At 73.4% G+C, this 13,405-nt stretch carries 18 protein-coding genes; 7 read left to right on the top strand and 11 right to left on the bottom strand.

The window, feature by feature from the left end; translation table 11 throughout:
• Positions 1-12: 12 nt before the first annotated feature.
• From ACFFIC_RS17520 to tsaE, 3 genes are read right to left on the bottom strand one after another with little or no spacing between them, the layout of a single operon-like run.
• Complete coding sequence (locus tag ACFFIC_RS17520; protein ID WP_377052661.1) at positions 13-738, bottom strand: nucleotidyltransferase family protein; 726 nt, start codon at positions 736-738, stop codon at positions 13-15.
• On the bottom strand, positions 735-1,745 hold the full coding sequence (locus tag ACFFIC_RS17515; protein WP_377052659.1) for an aminoglycoside phosphotransferase family protein: 1,011 nt from the start codon (positions 1,743-1,745) through the stop codon (positions 735-737). The genes ACFFIC_RS17520 and ACFFIC_RS17515 overlap by 4 nt, the downstream gene beginning before the upstream one ends.
• The gene (gene tsaE, locus ACFFIC_RS17510; protein ID WP_377052657.1) at positions 1,742-2,206 is read right to left on the bottom strand and encodes a tRNA (adenosine(37)-N6)-threonylcarbamoyltransferase complex ATPase subunit type 1 TsaE; all 465 of its coding nucleotides are present in this window, start codon (positions 2,204-2,206) and stop codon (positions 1,742-1,744) included. The genes ACFFIC_RS17515 and tsaE overlap by 4 nt, the downstream gene beginning before the upstream one ends.
• A gap of 117 nt (positions 2,207-2,323) precedes the next feature.
• Between tsaE and ACFFIC_RS17505 the strand changes: the two genes are divergently transcribed.
• From ACFFIC_RS17505 to ACFFIC_RS17480, 6 genes are all read left to right on the top strand, one after another.
• Positions 2,324-2,503, top strand: coding sequence for a hypothetical protein (locus ACFFIC_RS17505; protein WP_377052655.1), 180 nt, complete (start codon positions 2,324-2,326; stop codon positions 2,501-2,503).
• 125 nt (positions 2,504-2,628) lie between these two features.
• The gene (locus ACFFIC_RS17500; RefSeq protein WP_377052653.1) at positions 2,629-3,648 is read left to right on the top strand and encodes an NAD(P)/FAD-dependent oxidoreductase; all 1,020 of its coding nucleotides are present in this window, start codon (positions 2,629-2,631) and stop codon (positions 3,646-3,648) included.
• The gene (locus ACFFIC_RS17495; protein WP_377052651.1) at positions 3,641-4,303 is read left to right on the top strand and encodes a glutathione S-transferase family protein; all 663 of its coding nucleotides are present in this window, start codon (positions 3,641-3,643) and stop codon (positions 4,301-4,303) included. The genes ACFFIC_RS17500 and ACFFIC_RS17495 overlap by 8 nt, the downstream gene beginning before the upstream one ends.
• On the top strand, positions 4,303-5,133 hold the full coding sequence (locus ACFFIC_RS17490; RefSeq protein ID WP_377052649.1) for a VOC family protein: 831 nt from the start codon (positions 4,303-4,305) through the stop codon (positions 5,131-5,133). The genes ACFFIC_RS17495 and ACFFIC_RS17490 overlap by 1 nt, the downstream gene beginning before the upstream one ends.
• Positions 5,130-5,879: an FkbM family methyltransferase gene (locus ACFFIC_RS17485; protein ID WP_377052647.1), complete on the top strand. Its 750-nt coding sequence runs from the start codon at positions 5,130-5,132 to the stop codon at positions 5,877-5,879. The genes ACFFIC_RS17490 and ACFFIC_RS17485 overlap by 4 nt, the downstream gene beginning before the upstream one ends.
• Positions 5,879-6,943 carry a glycosyltransferase family 4 protein gene (locus tag ACFFIC_RS17480; RefSeq protein ID WP_377052645.1) on the top strand — a complete coding sequence of 355 codons (1,065 nt, stop codon included), beginning with the start codon at positions 5,879-5,881 and terminating at the stop codon, positions 6,941-6,943. Before ACFFIC_RS17485 ends, ACFFIC_RS17480 begins: the two co-directional genes overlap by 1 nt.
• Here the strand turns inward: ACFFIC_RS17480 and ACFFIC_RS17475 are convergent.
• From ACFFIC_RS17475 to ribA, 4 genes are all read right to left on the bottom strand, one after another.
• Positions 6,924-7,640: a YjbF family lipoprotein gene (locus ACFFIC_RS17475; RefSeq protein ID WP_377052643.1), complete on the bottom strand. Its 717-nt coding sequence runs from the start codon at positions 7,638-7,640 to the stop codon at positions 6,924-6,926. The genes ACFFIC_RS17480 and ACFFIC_RS17475 overlap by 20 nt on opposite strands.
• Positions 7,641-7,657: 17 nt before the next feature.
• Positions 7,658-8,146 carry a L,D-transpeptidase family protein gene (locus ACFFIC_RS17470; protein ID WP_377052641.1) on the bottom strand — a complete coding sequence of 163 codons (489 nt, stop codon included), beginning with the start codon at positions 8,144-8,146 and terminating at the stop codon, positions 7,658-7,660.
• A gap of 48 nt (positions 8,147-8,194) precedes the next feature.
• Complete coding sequence (locus ACFFIC_RS17465; protein ID WP_377052639.1) at positions 8,195-8,659, bottom strand: hypothetical protein; 465 nt, start codon at positions 8,657-8,659, stop codon at positions 8,195-8,197.
• Between the two features lie 68 nt (positions 8,660-8,727).
• A complete protein-coding gene (gene ribA / locus ACFFIC_RS17460) occupies positions 8,728-9,984 on the bottom strand; it encodes a GTP cyclohydrolase II (protein ID WP_408906654.1) in 1,257 nt (418 codons plus the stop codon).
• Positions 9,985-10,257: 273 nt separating this feature from the next.
• On the opposite strand from ribA, the gene ACFFIC_RS17455 reads away from it, so the two are divergent.
• Entirely contained in the window at positions 10,258-10,974 is a 717-nt protein-coding gene (locus ACFFIC_RS17455) for a response regulator transcription factor (protein ID WP_377052637.1), read from the top strand.
• Positions 10,975-10,996: 22 nt separating this feature from the next.
• On the opposite strand, the gene ACFFIC_RS17450 is transcribed toward ACFFIC_RS17455, so the two are convergent.
• From ACFFIC_RS17450 to ACFFIC_RS17435, 4 genes are all read right to left on the bottom strand, one after another.
• The gene (locus tag ACFFIC_RS17450; protein ID WP_377052635.1) at positions 10,997-11,260 is read right to left on the bottom strand and encodes a hypothetical protein; all 264 of its coding nucleotides are present in this window, start codon (positions 11,258-11,260) and stop codon (positions 10,997-10,999) included.
• Between the two features lie 103 nt (positions 11,261-11,363).
• On the bottom strand, positions 11,364-11,975 hold the full coding sequence (locus ACFFIC_RS17445; protein ID WP_377052633.1) for a malonic semialdehyde reductase: 612 nt from the start codon (positions 11,973-11,975) through the stop codon (positions 11,364-11,366).
• Positions 11,976-12,189: 214 nt separating this feature from the next.
• On the bottom strand, positions 12,190-12,750 hold the full coding sequence (locus ACFFIC_RS17440) for a NifU family protein (protein ID WP_377052631.1): 561 nt from the start codon (positions 12,748-12,750) through the stop codon (positions 12,190-12,192).
• A gap of 126 nt (positions 12,751-12,876) precedes the next feature.
• Positions 12,877-13,341, bottom strand: coding sequence for a universal stress protein (locus tag ACFFIC_RS17435; RefSeq protein WP_377052629.1), 465 nt, complete (start codon positions 13,339-13,341; stop codon positions 12,877-12,879).
• Positions 13,342-13,405 lie beyond the last annotated feature (64 nt).

Genomic DNA, 13,405 nt, shown 5'->3' with positions numbered 1-13,405 from the left:
GGAAGAACAGCGCTAGAACAGGTTCACCAGTCCCTTGTCCAGCGCTTCTTCGGCCCGTTGCAGATCCGGCGGCGTGGAAAGGTGGAACCAGGCGCCGTCATGCACGAGTCCGTAGAGGCGCCCGGCCTCGATGGCGCGCATCCAGGGGCCCATCAGGCCGAAGCGCCCGGGCGACGTGCCATCCAGCAGGCGGGGGTGGATGATCTGCACGCCGGCATAGAGATAGGGCGCCACCTCCCGCTCCCTGGGGCGGCGCAGGCGGCCGAGCGGGTCGAGCAGGAAGTCACCGAGTCCCACCTCCCCCTCCACCTGGGCGGCACGGACCATCAGCAGCAGGGCGTCCATGCGCGCCTCGTCGAAGGCGGCGGCGAGGCGCAGCAGGGCGGGGGTGGGGCCGTCCAGCCAGTAGGCGTCGCCGTTCACCACGGCGAAGGGGGCATCGCCCAGATGCGGCAGGGCGTTGCGGATGCCGCCGCCGGTTTCCAGCAGCGTGTCCTCCACCAGCACGGTGCAGCGGGGGCTGCGCCGGGCCTCGCAGGCGGCGACGACCTGGGGGGCGAGGTGGTAGGCGTTCACCACCGCCTCCCCGATCCCGGCATCGCCCAGCCGGTCCAGCGCGTGGTCGAGCAGCGAGCGGCCGCGCAGCGCCAGCAGGGGCTTGGGCACGGCCTCGGTCAGCGGGCTCATCCGCGTGCCCAGCCCGGCCGCGAGGACCATGCCTTTGCTCAGGGTGATCATGCGGCGGATTCCATCCGTGGGTTGGCACGCAGGTGGCGCGGCACGTGTTCGTCGAGAAAGGCGGCCAGCGGCGCGGTGGCGGGGTGGGCGAGGGCCTCGTCCAGCAGGCGCCAGCAACGCGGCCCATGGGCCAGGTAGTGCGGCTTCCCGTCGCGCCGGTCCAGCCGCACCCAGAGGGCGGCGACGCGCAGGTGGCGCTGGGCGGCCATGGCGGCGGTGGCGGCGACGAAGGCGGCGCGGTCGATGCCCGGGCGGGCCGCGAGGTAGCGGGCGGTGGCGGCCTGGCGAATGGTCCCGGGCACGTCGCGCCGGGCATCCTGCAGCAGGCTCACCAGGTCATAGGCGGGGTGGCCGAGGCCTGCGTCCTGGAAGTCGATGATGCCGACGGAGGCCGGCCCGGCGCGATCCGGCAAGGGAAGCAGGTTGGCGGGGAAGTAGTCGCGGTGGACGAAGGCCCCCGCTCCTTCGAAGGGGGCGAGCATGGCGCGGATGGCGGCCCGGAAGGCGTCGCGCTGCGCGGGGGCGGGATCGGTGCCCAGTGCCGCGGGCCACCACCAGTCCAGGAAGGTGGCGGCGGCGGCGCGGGCCATGGTCTCGCCTTCCCAGAGGGGCAGGCCCGGGGGCGGCGGGGCGGCGTGCAGGGCGGCGAGCGTTTCGGCGGCGGCCGTGTAGAGCGGCAGAGGGTCCGCGCCCGCGTCCAGCAGGGAGGCGTGGGTGGGCTCGCCCAGGTCCTCCAGCAGCATCAACCCGGCGGGCGGGTCGGCGGCCAGGACCTCGGGGGCGGAAAGGCCGGTGCCGCGCAGGTGGGCGGCGATGGCCATGAAGGCGCGCAGGTCGGCCTCGGCGGAGGGCAGGCCCACGGCGGCGGCGGCGGAGCCGTCCATCAGGATGGCCGGGCGCGGGCCGCCGGTCAGGCGCAGGTAGCGGCGGTGGCCCGCATCGCCCGGCAGGGGCGCCCGGCGGGCTGCGGCGAAGCCGTGGGTGGCGAGAAAGGAGTCGGGGCTCATGCGGCGGCGAGGGCTTCCAGGCGCGGGGCGTCCCAGCCGGCCAGGGTGGCGCGGCGGGCGTTCTCGGCTTCGGCGGGGGCCAGGGTGATGCGGAGGGCGTCGGCGGGGGCGTAGGGACCGAGGCGGTCCGGCCACTCCACGAGGACGATGCCTTCCCGCGCTTCCTCCCAGCCAAGTTCGGGAAGGCCCGCGGGACCGTCCAGGCGGTACAGGTCCATGTGGTGCGCCGCCCCCTGCGGCAGGTCGTAGGACTGGACCAGGGTGAAGGTGGGGGACGGCACCTCGAGCGCGGGATCGCCGCTGGCGGCGCGCAGGAAGGCGCGGGCGAAGGCGGATTTCCCGGCGCCCAGCGGGCCGTCCAGCAGGATCGCGTCCCCCGCCCGGGCGAGGCGCGCCGCGCGGGCGGCGAGCGCGGCGGTCGCCGCCTCGTCGGGCAGGGTGAGGGTGAGCGGGGCGGTCATGGGCGGGGGCCAATCTGCCCCCGCTGCCACCGGTGGGGCAAGCGGGATGGAAACCGGCGCGGCGCCGGCCGGTTAGGGGCGCATCGCTGCCCTGTCACCATTGAAGGATTTTCCCCGATGCGCCTGATCCGTGCCGCCCTGCTGCCCGCGCTGCTGCTCGCGACCCTCGCCGCCTGCACCGGCGGCAACCGCACCTTCGGCGAGCGGGCACGCGACACCATCGATCCGCCGAGCGGCCCCGTGGAGTCCACCGGCCGCGCCCTGGACCGCGCCATCGACCGCGTGCGCCCGAACTGAGGCCCGGCGCCGGGGGCGGGGGCACCCCTCCCGTTCCCGGCATCTCCGGCGGGCCGCCTTCCCCCCCTTTCCCGCCCGCTGTATCACGCCTCCCCTCACCTCATTGACGGGGACGCGCCATCACCATGACCGCGCATATCGAGACGGACGTCGCCATCATCGGCGCCGGCCCCGCAGGCCTTTTCGCCGTGTTCGAGTGCGGGATGCTGCGGATGAAATGCGTGGTGATCGACGCGCTGGAAGCCCTCGGCGGCCAGTGCTCGGCGCTCTACCCCGAGAAACCGATCTTCGACATTCCCGCCCATCCCCGCATTGCCGGCGGTGACCTGATCCGGGAACTGGAAACCCAGGCACAGCCTTTCACGCCCCTCTACCTGCTCGGGCGCCGCGTGGAGCGGCTGCTGGAGGAGGACGGGCACTTCACGCTGGGCACCAGCGAGGGCGACAGCGTGCGCGCGAGGGCGGTGGTGCTGGCCGCCGGCGCCGGCGCCTTCGGGCCCAACCGTCCGCCGCTGGAGGACCTTCCCGGCTACGAGCGCGCGGGCGCCGTGCGCTACATGGTTTCCCGCCGGGAGGACTTCCGGGGCAAGCGCGTGGTGATCGCGGGCGGCGGCGATTCCGCCGTGGACTGGGCGCTCTCGCTGAAGGAGATTGCGCGCAAGGTGACGGTGGTTCACCGCCGCCCCAAGTTCCGCGCCGCGCCCGAGACCGCGGCCCAGCTCGACGCCGCCGCGGCGCGGGGCGAGGTGGAGATGGCCATCCCCTACCAGTTGCACGGGCTGAAGGGCGACGGCGAGACGCTGACCCATGTGACGCTTTCCACCCTGAAGGGCGAGGAGCGCGACGTGGAGGCGGACCACCTGCTCGCCTTCTTCGGGCTGTCCATGGAGCTCGGCCCCATCGCCGAATGGGGGCTGGGGATGGACCGCAGCCACATCCGGGTGGAGCCCTCCACCTGCGAGACCTCGCGGCCCGGCATCTATGCCATCGGCGACGTCGCGACCTATCCGGGCAAGCTGAAGCTCATCCTGCAGGGCTTCTCGGAGGCGGCCATGGCCGCGCACGCCATCCATCCGCGCGTGCATCCGGGGGAGGCGCTGCACTTCGAGTACTCCACCTCCAAGGGGGTGCCGGCGCATGGCTGAGGGAAAGCTCTTCATCGGCACCAAGCGCTATTCCTCCTGGTCGCTGCGCGGCTGGCTGGCGGTGCATCTGGCGGGGCTGGAGGTGGAGGAGGTGCTGATCCCCCTGACCGGGGGCGGTACCACCGCGGCGATCAAGGCGGCGACGCCCACGGGGCTGGTGCCCTACCTCGAGCACCGCGGCGCCCGGGTGTGGGAGAGCCTGGCGATCCTGGAATACTGCGCCGAGTTCGCGCCCGCCCTCTGGCCGGAGGACCGCGTGCTGCGGGCCCTGCTGCGCAGCGCGGCCTCCGAGATGCACGCGGGCTTCCGGGGCCTGCGGATGGCCATGCCGATGAACCTGGGGCGGGAGTTCCCGGGCCGCGGCGGCACGCCGGACGCGCTGGCCGACGTGGCGCGGATCGAGACGGTGTGGGCGCAGTGCCTGGATGCCAGCGGCGGGCCCTTCCTGCACGGCACGGCCATGGGGGTGGCGGACGCCATGTACGCGCCCGTGGTGACGCGGCTGATCACCTACGCCCCGGCGCTGTCGGCGCGCGGCAAGGCCTATGTGCAGGCCGTGCGGGCGCATCCCCTGGTGTCCCGCTGGTACGACGAGGCGGCGGCCGAGCCCGAGGCGTGGCTGCTGCCGCATTACGAGGCCGGGCCGCCGGCCTGATGCGGACCGCGAGCGGACTGGACCATGTCGGCGTCTGCTCGCGCGATGCGGCGGCGCTGTGGGATGCCCATGAGCGGCTGGGCTTCGCGCTGACGCCGGTGGCGCAGCAGTCGGGCGCCCAGGGAAAGCTGGGCACGGCCAACCGATGCGCCATGCTGCGGCGCGGCTACCTCGAGCTGCTGGCGATCGTCGATCCCGCGCTGCCCGACAACGGGCTGGGCGCGATGCTGGACCGCTTCGCGGGCGCGCATATCCTGGCACTGGGCATGGACGAGCCGCAGGCCAACCTCGCGCGGCTGCGGCGGGCGGGGCTGGACGTTCCGGGCATCGCGCCGCTGTCGCGCCCGGTGGAGCCCGGCGGCGCCGTCGCGCGGTTCGAGCGCCTGCCCCTGCCGGATGCGCCCGAGGGGCGCGTGCAGCTCGTGCGGCACCTGACCCCCGAGCTGATCTGGCGGGAGGCGTGGCTGGACCATCCCAACGGCGCCAGGGAGCTTCGCGCGGCCATCCTTGTCTCGGACCGCCCGGCGGAAAGCGCCGCGCGCCTGTCCCGCCTGGCCGGGCTGCCGCTGGAGCCGGACCCGGCCGGCGGCTTCGCCCTGCCCCTGCCGGACGGGGCGCGGGTGCGCGTGCTGGGGCCGGATGAGGCCGCGGCGCTGCTGCCGGGGCTGCAGGCCCCTGCCCTGCCGGCGGTGGCGGGCGTGGTGCTGGGGGTTTCCGACCTCGACGCCACGCGGCGCGCGCTGTCGGGCGCGGTGCACCTGGAGGTGCCGGGAGGCGTCATGGTCCCGGCCTCGGAGGCGGCGGGTTGCGCCCTGCTGTTCGCGGCGTGAGGCCGCGCAGCGCCATCCGGCGGTCCGTTGAAACCTATTTCGCCCTCGGCCGCGCGGAGGCGCTGGACGGCTTCCTGTGCCGCTTCCTCCGTGCGGGCGAGCTCGGCTTCGACGTCGGCGCGCATGTGGGCGACCGTGCGGCCAGCTTCCGGCGCCTGGGCGCCCGGGCGGTGGCGGTGGAGCCGCAGCCGGCCCTGATGCGCGTGCTGCGCCGCGGCTTCGGCCGCGACCCCGGCGTGGCGCTGGTGCCCGCGCTGGTCGGCGCCGCGCCGGGGGAGGCGGTGCTGCGGCTGAACACGCGCAACCCCACCGTCGCCACCGCCTCCGGCGCCTTCGTGGCCGCGGCGGATGGTGCCGCCGGCTGGGAGGGGCAGGAATGGGACCGCGCCATCGCGCGCCCCGTCACCACCCTCGATGCCCTGGCCGCCGCGCATGGCGCGCCCGACTTCATCAAGCTGGACGTGGAAGGCTTCGAGGCGGAGGCGCTGGCCGGGCTGTCCTTTGCGCCGCGCACGGTGTCGTTCGAGTTCACCACCATCCAGCGCGAGGTGGCCGGGGAATGCCTGGCGCGGCTGGCTTCCCTCGGCCCCTATCGCTTCAACGCGGCGCTTGGCGAAGGCATGGCGTTCGCCCTTCCCGCCCCCGTGGACGCGGCGGCGATGCGCGCCTGGATCGAGGCGCTGCCGCACGCGGCCAACAGCGGCGACGTTTACGCCAGCCTGGAACCGGCGCGGATCTCGCCCTGATGCACGCCGAAGCCTTCCTGCCGCATCTGGGCTTCGCCGCCCTGCTCGTGCTGCTCTCGGCCGGGGTGGTCCGGCTGATGATCGCCTATCCCATGCTGGACGACCCGGCCCGGCGCCTGGCCACCGCGCATACCGTGCCCACGCCCAAGGGCGGGGGGCTCGGCATCGTCGCGGCCTTCGTGGCGGGAATGGTGGTGCTCTACGGCACGGCCCGCTTCGCGCGCATCGCGGAGCCGGAGTTCATCGGCACCATCCTGGCCGCGCTGGCCATCGCCGGCGTCGCCCTGGCCGACGACATCCGGGACTTCCGCTTCGTCGTGAAGCTCGCGGCGCAGGCAGGGGCGGCGATGGTGGCCATGGCCAGCGGGCTGGTCGTGACGCGCCTCGCCCTTCCCTGGATCGGCGTGGTGGAGCTTGGCATCTGGGGCCCGTTGCTGACGCTGTTCTGGATCGTCGGCTGCACCAACGCCGTGAACTTCATGGACGGAATGGACGGGCTGGTGGGCGGCTCGCTGCTGGTGGCCTGCGCCGCGCTCTGCCTGATCGCGGCGGAGCAGGAGGCCTGGTTCGTCTACGCGGCCTCGCTGTTCCTGACGGCGGGGCTGGCCGGCTACCTGCCCTACAACCTGCACCCCGCGCGGATCTTCATGGGCGACGTGGGCAGCCAGTTCCTGGGCTTCATCCTGGCGGTGCTGGCGGTGGCCTGCGCGCGCTTCGACACGGCGCAGATCTCCTTCCTCATCGTGCCGCTGCTGCTCTTCGCGCACCTGTTCGACACCGGCTTCACCCTGCTGCGCCGCATCGCGATGGGGGAGCGGACGAGCACGCCGCACCGCACGCACCTCTACCAGATGGCCGCACGCAGCGGCATGCCCGTGCGCTGGGTGGCCGCGGTGCACGGCGCCTTCGTGCTGTTCCAGGCCGGGCTCGCCCTGGCCTTCCCGGGGCTGGCGCCCTGGGCCAAGCCACTGGTGGTGGTGCCCGCGCTGCTCGTGCAGCTTCTCTGGCTGTTCTATGTGGCGCGCCGGGTGCGGCGTGCCGGGCTCAGTTGGAAGGCGGGCTGACCACCTCGATGAGCATGGGGCGGCTGTCCATGCCCACCCACTGCTCCGAGCGCCACACGGCCCCGGTCTCCCCATCCGCCCAGTAGCGGTTGACGAAGCGGGCACCGCCGCCGCAGCGCTCCTCCACGTAAAGCCCCTCCTCCACCCGGGTCGCCCGCAGGCGGCACTCGAGCGCGACGCCGAAGCGCATGCGGTCCACGTCGCGCGCGGCGGGGACGAGGTCCACCACGCGGCGGGCGGTGGCGGGGTGCTCCACCAGGGTGGTCACGTCGTCCAGCGGGTCCGGGCTGTCGAAGCGCGTGGCGGCGAGGCTGGTCTCGGTGCCCGCGGTCGCCACCACCCGCGCGCCGTCGGTCGCGATCACCGTGCCGTCGTCCGAGCGCCACATGCGCTGCTCGCCCGTGCCCTGGATCATGGTCATCACCTTGCGCTGGCGGCCGTAGCTCACGAGCAGGGTCGGGCCGTCCGTCACCTCCACCTCCACCTCCGGGATGGTCCCGGGGGGAAGCGGGCGGCGCCGGGGAGCCAGCCCTTCCTGGCGGGGCGGCAGGAGGACGCTGGCGCGCAGCACGTTCTCCACGTCCCGTCCGGTCTCGCCCATGTTGAGCGTCCCGCAGGCGGCGAGAAGGAGGGGCAGGAGGAGCAGGCCGAGGCGGGACATGGCCGCCAGGATAGAACCGGATTCGATACGAATCACGCGCGAATCGCGGAGGCTCAGGCCACTTCGATCCCCGTGAGGCCTGCGGACAGCGCGGCCCTCAGGTCGGGCAGGGCGAGGGCGACGCAGCCCTCGGTGGGCGCGTAGTCCGGGCGGGCCAGGTGCAGGAAGATCGCGCTGCCCCGGCCGCGCACCACCGGGGCGTCGTTCCAGCCGAGCACCCCGATGATGTCGTAGACCGGATCGGCCCGCCAAAGCTCCTCATGGCTGGCGGCGAAGGGCAGGGAAACCGGGCGGTTGTAGGCGGCGTCCGCCGGGTCGTCGCACCAGCCGTCGGAGGGGGAGAGGGGCTCCACCGGCACGGCGCAGCGGGGCGGGGGCAGGCGGTCGGCGCGGTAGAGCACGCGGCGCAGCGGCAGCATGGCCCGCGGCGTCGCGCCGTCCCCCTCCTGCTTGTCGGCGCGGATGCCGCCGCGGCCGATGGCGCAGCGCCAGCGATCGCGCTGCAGGATCAGGTGGGTGCCGTCGAGCCAGGCGATGGTCATGGCGGATTCGTGGCGGCGGGCGGGGCCGGGCGCAAGGGCCCTGCCCGCTCAGGCCATGTTGCCGCGCATCTGCTGCTCATAAGCCAGTCGGCCGCGGGCCAGGGTGTCCGGGTCGGCCGTCTGGCCCCAGGCGAGAAAGGCGGTGGGCTGGTCGCGCCCGTTGGCGATGGCCCGCAGCGTGTCCACGAAGCCCGAGACCTCGATCATGGCGGAGGCGACCCCGCCCAGGAAGCCGAGCGGCCCGCTGATGGCCGTGCCCACCAGGATGCGGGCGGCGATGGGGGCGGCACGTCCGGTCGCCTCCCGGTAGATTGTGCCCACCCCCGGCAAGTGCTGCAGGGGGTTCAGCGATTCCAGCAGGTCGTCGAAGGACGCCTCCACCGGCATCGGCGCCGATTCGTCCCCGGTCAGGGGCGGGCCGCCATCCATGGCGGGACGGGTGCCGCCGTACACACGGCCGGCGAACATGCCCCATCCCTCGGGGCTCGTGGTGTTGGGAACAAGGGTGCTCATGCCGCCGCTCCTGCCGTCCGGGCCGGGCGCGCCGCGCAAGCGGCGTGCCGCCCGGGCCTGGGCGTGCCTCACCCCATCAGGTGGCCGAAGCGGGCCTTCTTGGTGGCCAGGTAGCCGTCGTTCACGCCGTTGGCGGCGAAGAGGTGCGACACCCGGCCGGCGACCCCGATTCCACAGGCGGCGAGGCCCGCCAGCTTGTCCGGGTTGTTGGTCAGCACCCGCACGCGGGGGATGCCCAGGGCCTCCAGCATGGTGGCGGCCACGCGGAAGTCGCGCTCGTCGGCGCCGTAGCCCAGGGCCCGGTTGGCATCCAGCGTGTCCAGCCCGGCATCCTGCAGCGTGTAGGCGCGGAGCTTGTTCACCAGCCCAATGCCCCGTCCCTCCTGGGCGAGGTAGAGCAGCACCCCGCCGCTTTCCTCCGCCGCCATGCGGGCGATGGCGCCGCGGAGCTGCGGGCCGCAGTCGCAGCGGAGCGAGCCCAGCAGGTCGCCCGTGAAGCATTCGGAGTGGATGCGGCAGAGGGGGGCGACCGCCCCGGCGCGCTCGGGCTGCCCGACCAGGATCGCCAGGTGCTCGATCCCGCCATCGGCCGCGCGGAAGGCGGTGATGCGGGCCTCCGGCGCGTCCTCGAGCGGCACCCGTGCCTCGGCCACCCGCACCAGGCTGGTGGCGGCCGAAAGGGGATAGGCCAGCACCTCGGCCACCGAAACCGTGAGCAGGCCGTGCCGCGCGGCACCGCCTGCCGAAAGCAGGGGGGTTGAGGCCGGGGCCGCGACCAGGGCGGGCAGGAGGCGTGCGATCTTGGCCAGGGCGATGGCCGCGGGCGACAGCGCCTGGGAGAAGCCGAGAGAGGGGACGATCTGCGGCGCCTCGGGCAGCAGTTGCTCGGCCGCCGGGTCGGCGAGGCGGCGGAGCGAATCGGGGGCGAGGAGGCTGGGGGAGAGCCGGAGGGAGACGGGCACGTCCTCGGGCGCCGGGCCCGCCGCCGTGGAGGTGGCGGGCACCGGGCGGGACAGCAGGGCGGCCGCGCGCGTGGCGGAGATCAGCAGCACGGCCGGGCCGGTGGCCGCGGCCGAAAGCTCCGAAAGGCCGCGGGCGCCCACGGTTTCGGCCGCCGCGAGGACCAGCGATTCGCCGCCGCCCTCCAGCAGGACGGGCGTTCCGCGCCGGAGGTCAGAGGCAACGCGGTGCACGGCCCGCATCGCCAGCGCCCGCGGATCCACCGCCGCAGAGCCGCCAAGCCTCCTGGCGATCCCCTCGGGTGCCCCGTCCGGAGCACCGTTCGGAAGGGCGCTTACCGTCGCCTCGGCCATGCCGTTCCCCATCAAACCCCCCGTTTCCCCGCATTCTGTCGGATGGAACCGGCACTCAAACGATCCGGCCTCGCATCGCTGTATTGGCCGCGGTGCCAATATGGGATGGAGGACGTGGCCAAAAGGGGGCAATCGCCATCGCAATGGTGTTCCGCGGCCTACACACCCACGAAAAGGAGAGCTAAGCCTTGCCGGTTGAGGCAGCTTAGCCCCATATCGAGCCTCACAGTTCCGGGATTGCCGCTTCGGTGGTTTGAACGGATCAAGTTTCTAACGGGAGGGTGCATGTCGGACCCACGTCCGATCCTGATCGTGGATGACGACCAGGCGCTGCGCGCCACCCTGGCCGAGCAGCTGGCGGTGGATGGAGAGTTCGACCCGCGCGAGGCAGGAACGATGGCTGAGGCAGGCCAGATCCTGCTGGCCGATGGGGCGCGCTTCGATGCCGTGCTGCTCGACATCGGCCTGCCCGACGGCGACGGTCGCGATCTCTGCACGGAGCTGCGGCGGACCGGCATCAAGGTGCCGATCATCATGCTGACCGGCGCCGATGCGGAGCACGATGTCGTCCGCGGCCTCGATTCGGGAGCCAACGACTACATCGCCAAGCCGTTCCGCATCATGGAACTCATCGCGCGGCTCCGCGCCCAGCTCCGGGTTTTCGACAACTCCGAGGACGCGGTCTTCGTGATCGGTCCTTATACGTTCCGTCCCTCGGCCAAGATGCTCCAGGATACCGGCCGGAACCGCCGGATCCGGCTGACCGAGAAGGAATGCGCGATCCTGAAGTTCCTTTACCGCGCCGGCGGCCGACCCGTGGGGCGGCAGATCCTGCTGAACGAGGTCTGGGGCTACAACGCCGCGGTGACGACCCATACGCTGGAGACGCACATCTACCGCCTCCGCCAGAAGATCGAGCCGGATCCGGCGACGGCCTCGCTGCTGCTGACCGAGGGCGGCGGCTACCGCCTGGATCCGCAGGCGGGCCGCGTGGCGGCATGAAAAGGTGAGCGGATGCCGGCGCTCAGCGCGCCGGCATCTCCTCCGTGACCCGCATGGTCGCGGGCTCCAGCAAGACGGAGCGCGCCGGGCCGTCCTGGGCGCGCCGGGCGTTCTCCACCACGATGCGGCCGCCGGTGGGCGGAATCTCGATGCTGCCCCAGGTGACGTAGCCGGCGCCGCGCAACGCGGCCTCGATCTGGCCGTGCTCGGCCGGCGTGGGGCTGCGGGCCAGCACCGGAAGGGCGATGCCTCCCGCGAGCGCGGCAATCACGATCAAACGGAACATGGCGGGCGTCCCTGCGATGCAGGGTGGTCGAACGGGAGGGCTGGGCGGGGGTTGCCCAGGGCGGGCCGTGGCCCCGCGCCCATGGCGGAGCCACGCGGGTGTCTCAGGCCAGGACGGCGGCCTCGTCGAAGGCCAGGCGGGGCAGGCGGCCGAAGGTCTTGGAATGGTCGCCGAAGCCGAGGTTGATCAGCATGGTGGCCTTCCAGCCGCTCTCGGCGAAGAACAGTTCATTGGTCCTGGCCGCGTCGAAGCCGCCCATGGGGCCCGCGTCCAGGCCCAGCGATCGGGCGGCGAGAATGAGGTAGGCCGCCTGGAGGGTGCTGTTCACCAGCGCGCTGCGCTCGGCGAATTCGGGCTTGCCGGTGAACCAGGACTTCGCATCGGCGTGCGGGAAGAGCCGCGGCAGGTGCTCGAAGAAGGCGGGGTCATAGGCCACGATCGCGGTGACCGGGGCGGTGCGGGTCTTGTCCTGGTTGCCGGCCGAGACCGCGCCGAGCAGCTTCTCGCGCCCCTCGGGCGTGCGGACGAAGACGAAGCGGCCGGGAAGCTGGTTCGCGCTGGTGGGACCGAGCGAGACGAGGTCGTAAAGCTCGCGCAGCAGCGCATCGGGCACGGGACGGTCCTGCCAGGCGTTCGCGGTGCGTGCCTGGCGGAAGATCCGGTTCAGCGCGGCGTCGCTCAGCCGCGTGTCGGGAGGAAGGTTGGTGTCTGGCATGAGGGATTCTCCTTGGGGCGGATCATCCCTCCGGCCACGCCGCACGGCCAGACGCGATGCGGCATTACCGCCATCGGGCCAATGAATGAAGCCGCGCCCGTTTCCTCAACAACCAGGCGCCCGCAGGCGGGCAGCCCGGTTGCCCCGGGAAGGGGCGCGCGAAACCCGCGGCCCGGTCCCGACGCCTCGGGGCCTCAGCCCCGGGTGCGCGCTGTCAGGCTTCCACCTGCTCCACCGCCACCACCTCGGGCACGTAGTGGCGGAGCATGTTCTCCACCCCGTGCTTGAGCGTCGCGCGCGAGGAGGGGCAGCCGGAGCAGGCGCCCTGCATCCGCAGCTTCACCACGCCGTCGCGGAAGCCGCGGAACACGATGTCGCCGCCGTCGCCGGCAACGGCCGGGCGCACGCGGGTGTCCAGCAGGTCCTTGATCTGGGCCACCACCTCCGCATCGGCGGGGTCGGTGTCCTCCTCCTCCTCGGCCTCTTCCCCGGCCAGGATGGGGCGGCCGGCCATGGCGTGCTCCATGATGGCGCCCAGCACCTGCGGGCGCAGCGCGGCCCAGTCGGTGGCGCCGGTCTTGGTGACGGTGACGAAGTCGCCGCCCAGGAAGACGCGCGCCACGCCGTCCAGCTCGAACAACCGGGCCGCGAGAGGCGAGCGGGCGGCGGTGTCGGCGGAGATGAAGTCGGCGGTGCCGCGATCGCCCATCACGGGCTGGCCGGGCAGGAACTTGAGGGTCGCGGGGTTCGGCGTCGCCTCGGTTTCGATGAACATCGGGGGGTCCCTTTTGCGGCGGGTGCTTCGGGCACGGGGTGCCGCCGTCTTGCGCGGATGTGGGGCAGGCCCGGGCCCGGCGCAACCGTTGCGCGGCGCAGGGGTGGGACGCGCCGCCGGGTCGCCTCAGGTCACCCGGTCCAGCTCCGCGTCGTCCATGCCGCCGGGCACGATGGTCATGGGGCAGCGCAGGCGCCCGGCATGGCGTCCGGCCAGGGCCGAGACCAGGGGGCCGGGGCCGCCCTCCGTTGCCGTGGCCAGCACCAGGATCGAGATGCGCCGGTCCTCCCCCAGTGCGCCCAGCACCTCCTCCAGCGGGTCGCCCTCGCGGATCAGCATCATGGGAAGGCCGCCCGTGATCTCCTGCACCTGGGCCGCCAGCGCCGAGAGGAGCTGCTCGGCCTCCTGGCGGCGCTCCTCCTGCATCAGGGCGCCGATCCCCGCCCATTCCTGCAGGCCCACGGGCTCGGTCACGCGCAGCAGGGCGACGCGGCCGCCGGACTTGCGCACGCGCAGGCAGGCATAGCGCAGCGCCACGGCGCGCTCCGGGCTGTCGTCCACCACGACGAGGAAGACGCGGTCCTGCGGCATGGGGGCTCCTCACGCAAACCGGGCGCCCTTTGCGCCGGGGGCCTAGAATGCCTCCTCGGCGGGG

Source organism: Muricoccus vinaceus (assembly GCF_042433125.1).
Classification (GTDB): Bacteria; Pseudomonadota; Alphaproteobacteria; order Acetobacterales; family Acetobacteraceae; genus Roseomonas; species Roseomonas vinacea.
Note: the sequence above shows the minus strand (reverse complement) of the source record. Positions and strands in the feature narration are given on the sequence as shown.

Bases quoted from the DNA above. Each gene is read 5' to 3' on its own strand.
- ACFFIC_RS17520 (WP_377052661.1), bottom strand. From the start codon at position 738: ATGATCACCCTGAGCAAAGGCATGGTCCTCGCGGCCGGGCTGGGCACG.
- ACFFIC_RS17490 (WP_377052649.1), top strand. From the start codon at position 4,303: ATGCGGACCGCGAGCGGACTGGACCATGTCGGCGTCTGCTCGCGCGAT.
- ACFFIC_RS17495 (WP_377052651.1), top strand. From the start codon at position 3,641: ATGGCTGAGGGAAAGCTCTTCATCGGCACCAAGCGCTATTCCTCCTGG.
- tsaE (WP_377052657.1), bottom strand. From the start codon at position 2,206: ATGACCGCCCCGCTCACCCTCACCCTGCCCGACGAGGCGGCGACCGCC.
- ACFFIC_RS17480 (WP_377052645.1), top strand. From the start codon at position 5,879: ATGCACGCCGAAGCCTTCCTGCCGCATCTGGGCTTCGCCGCCCTGCTC.
- ACFFIC_RS17470 (WP_377052641.1), bottom strand. From the start codon at position 8,146: ATGACCATCGCCTGGCTCGACGGCACCCACCTGATCCTGCAGCGCGAT.
- ACFFIC_RS17515 (WP_377052659.1), bottom strand. From the start codon at position 1,745: ATGAGCCCCGACTCCTTTCTCGCCACCCACGGCTTCGCCGCAGCCCGC.
- ribA (WP_408906654.1), bottom strand. From the start codon at position 9,984: ATGGGGAACGGCATGGCCGAGGCGACGGTAAGCGCCCTTCCGAACGGT.
- ACFFIC_RS17500 (WP_377052653.1), top strand. From the start codon at position 2,629: ATGACCGCGCATATCGAGACGGACGTCGCCATCATCGGCGCCGGCCCC.
- ACFFIC_RS17455 (WP_377052637.1), top strand. From the start codon at position 10,258: ATGTCGGACCCACGTCCGATCCTGATCGTGGATGACGACCAGGCGCTG.
- ACFFIC_RS17450 (WP_377052635.1), bottom strand. From the start codon at position 11,260: ATGTTCCGTTTGATCGTGATTGCCGCGCTCGCGGGAGGCATCGCCCTT.
- ACFFIC_RS17465 (WP_377052639.1), bottom strand. From the start codon at position 8,659: ATGAGCACCCTTGTTCCCAACACCACGAGCCCCGAGGGATGGGGCATG.
- ACFFIC_RS17505 (WP_377052655.1), top strand. From the start codon at position 2,324: ATGCGCCTGATCCGTGCCGCCCTGCTGCCCGCGCTGCTGCTCGCGACC.
- ACFFIC_RS17440 (WP_377052631.1), bottom strand. From the start codon at position 12,750: ATGTTCATCGAAACCGAGGCGACGCCGAACCCCGCGACCCTCAAGTTC.
- ACFFIC_RS17445 (WP_377052633.1), bottom strand. From the start codon at position 11,975: ATGCCAGACACCAACCTTCCTCCCGACACGCGGCTGAGCGACGCCGCG.
- ACFFIC_RS17435 (WP_377052629.1), bottom strand. From the start codon at position 13,341: ATGCCGCAGGACCGCGTCTTCCTCGTCGTGGTGGACGACAGCCCGGAG.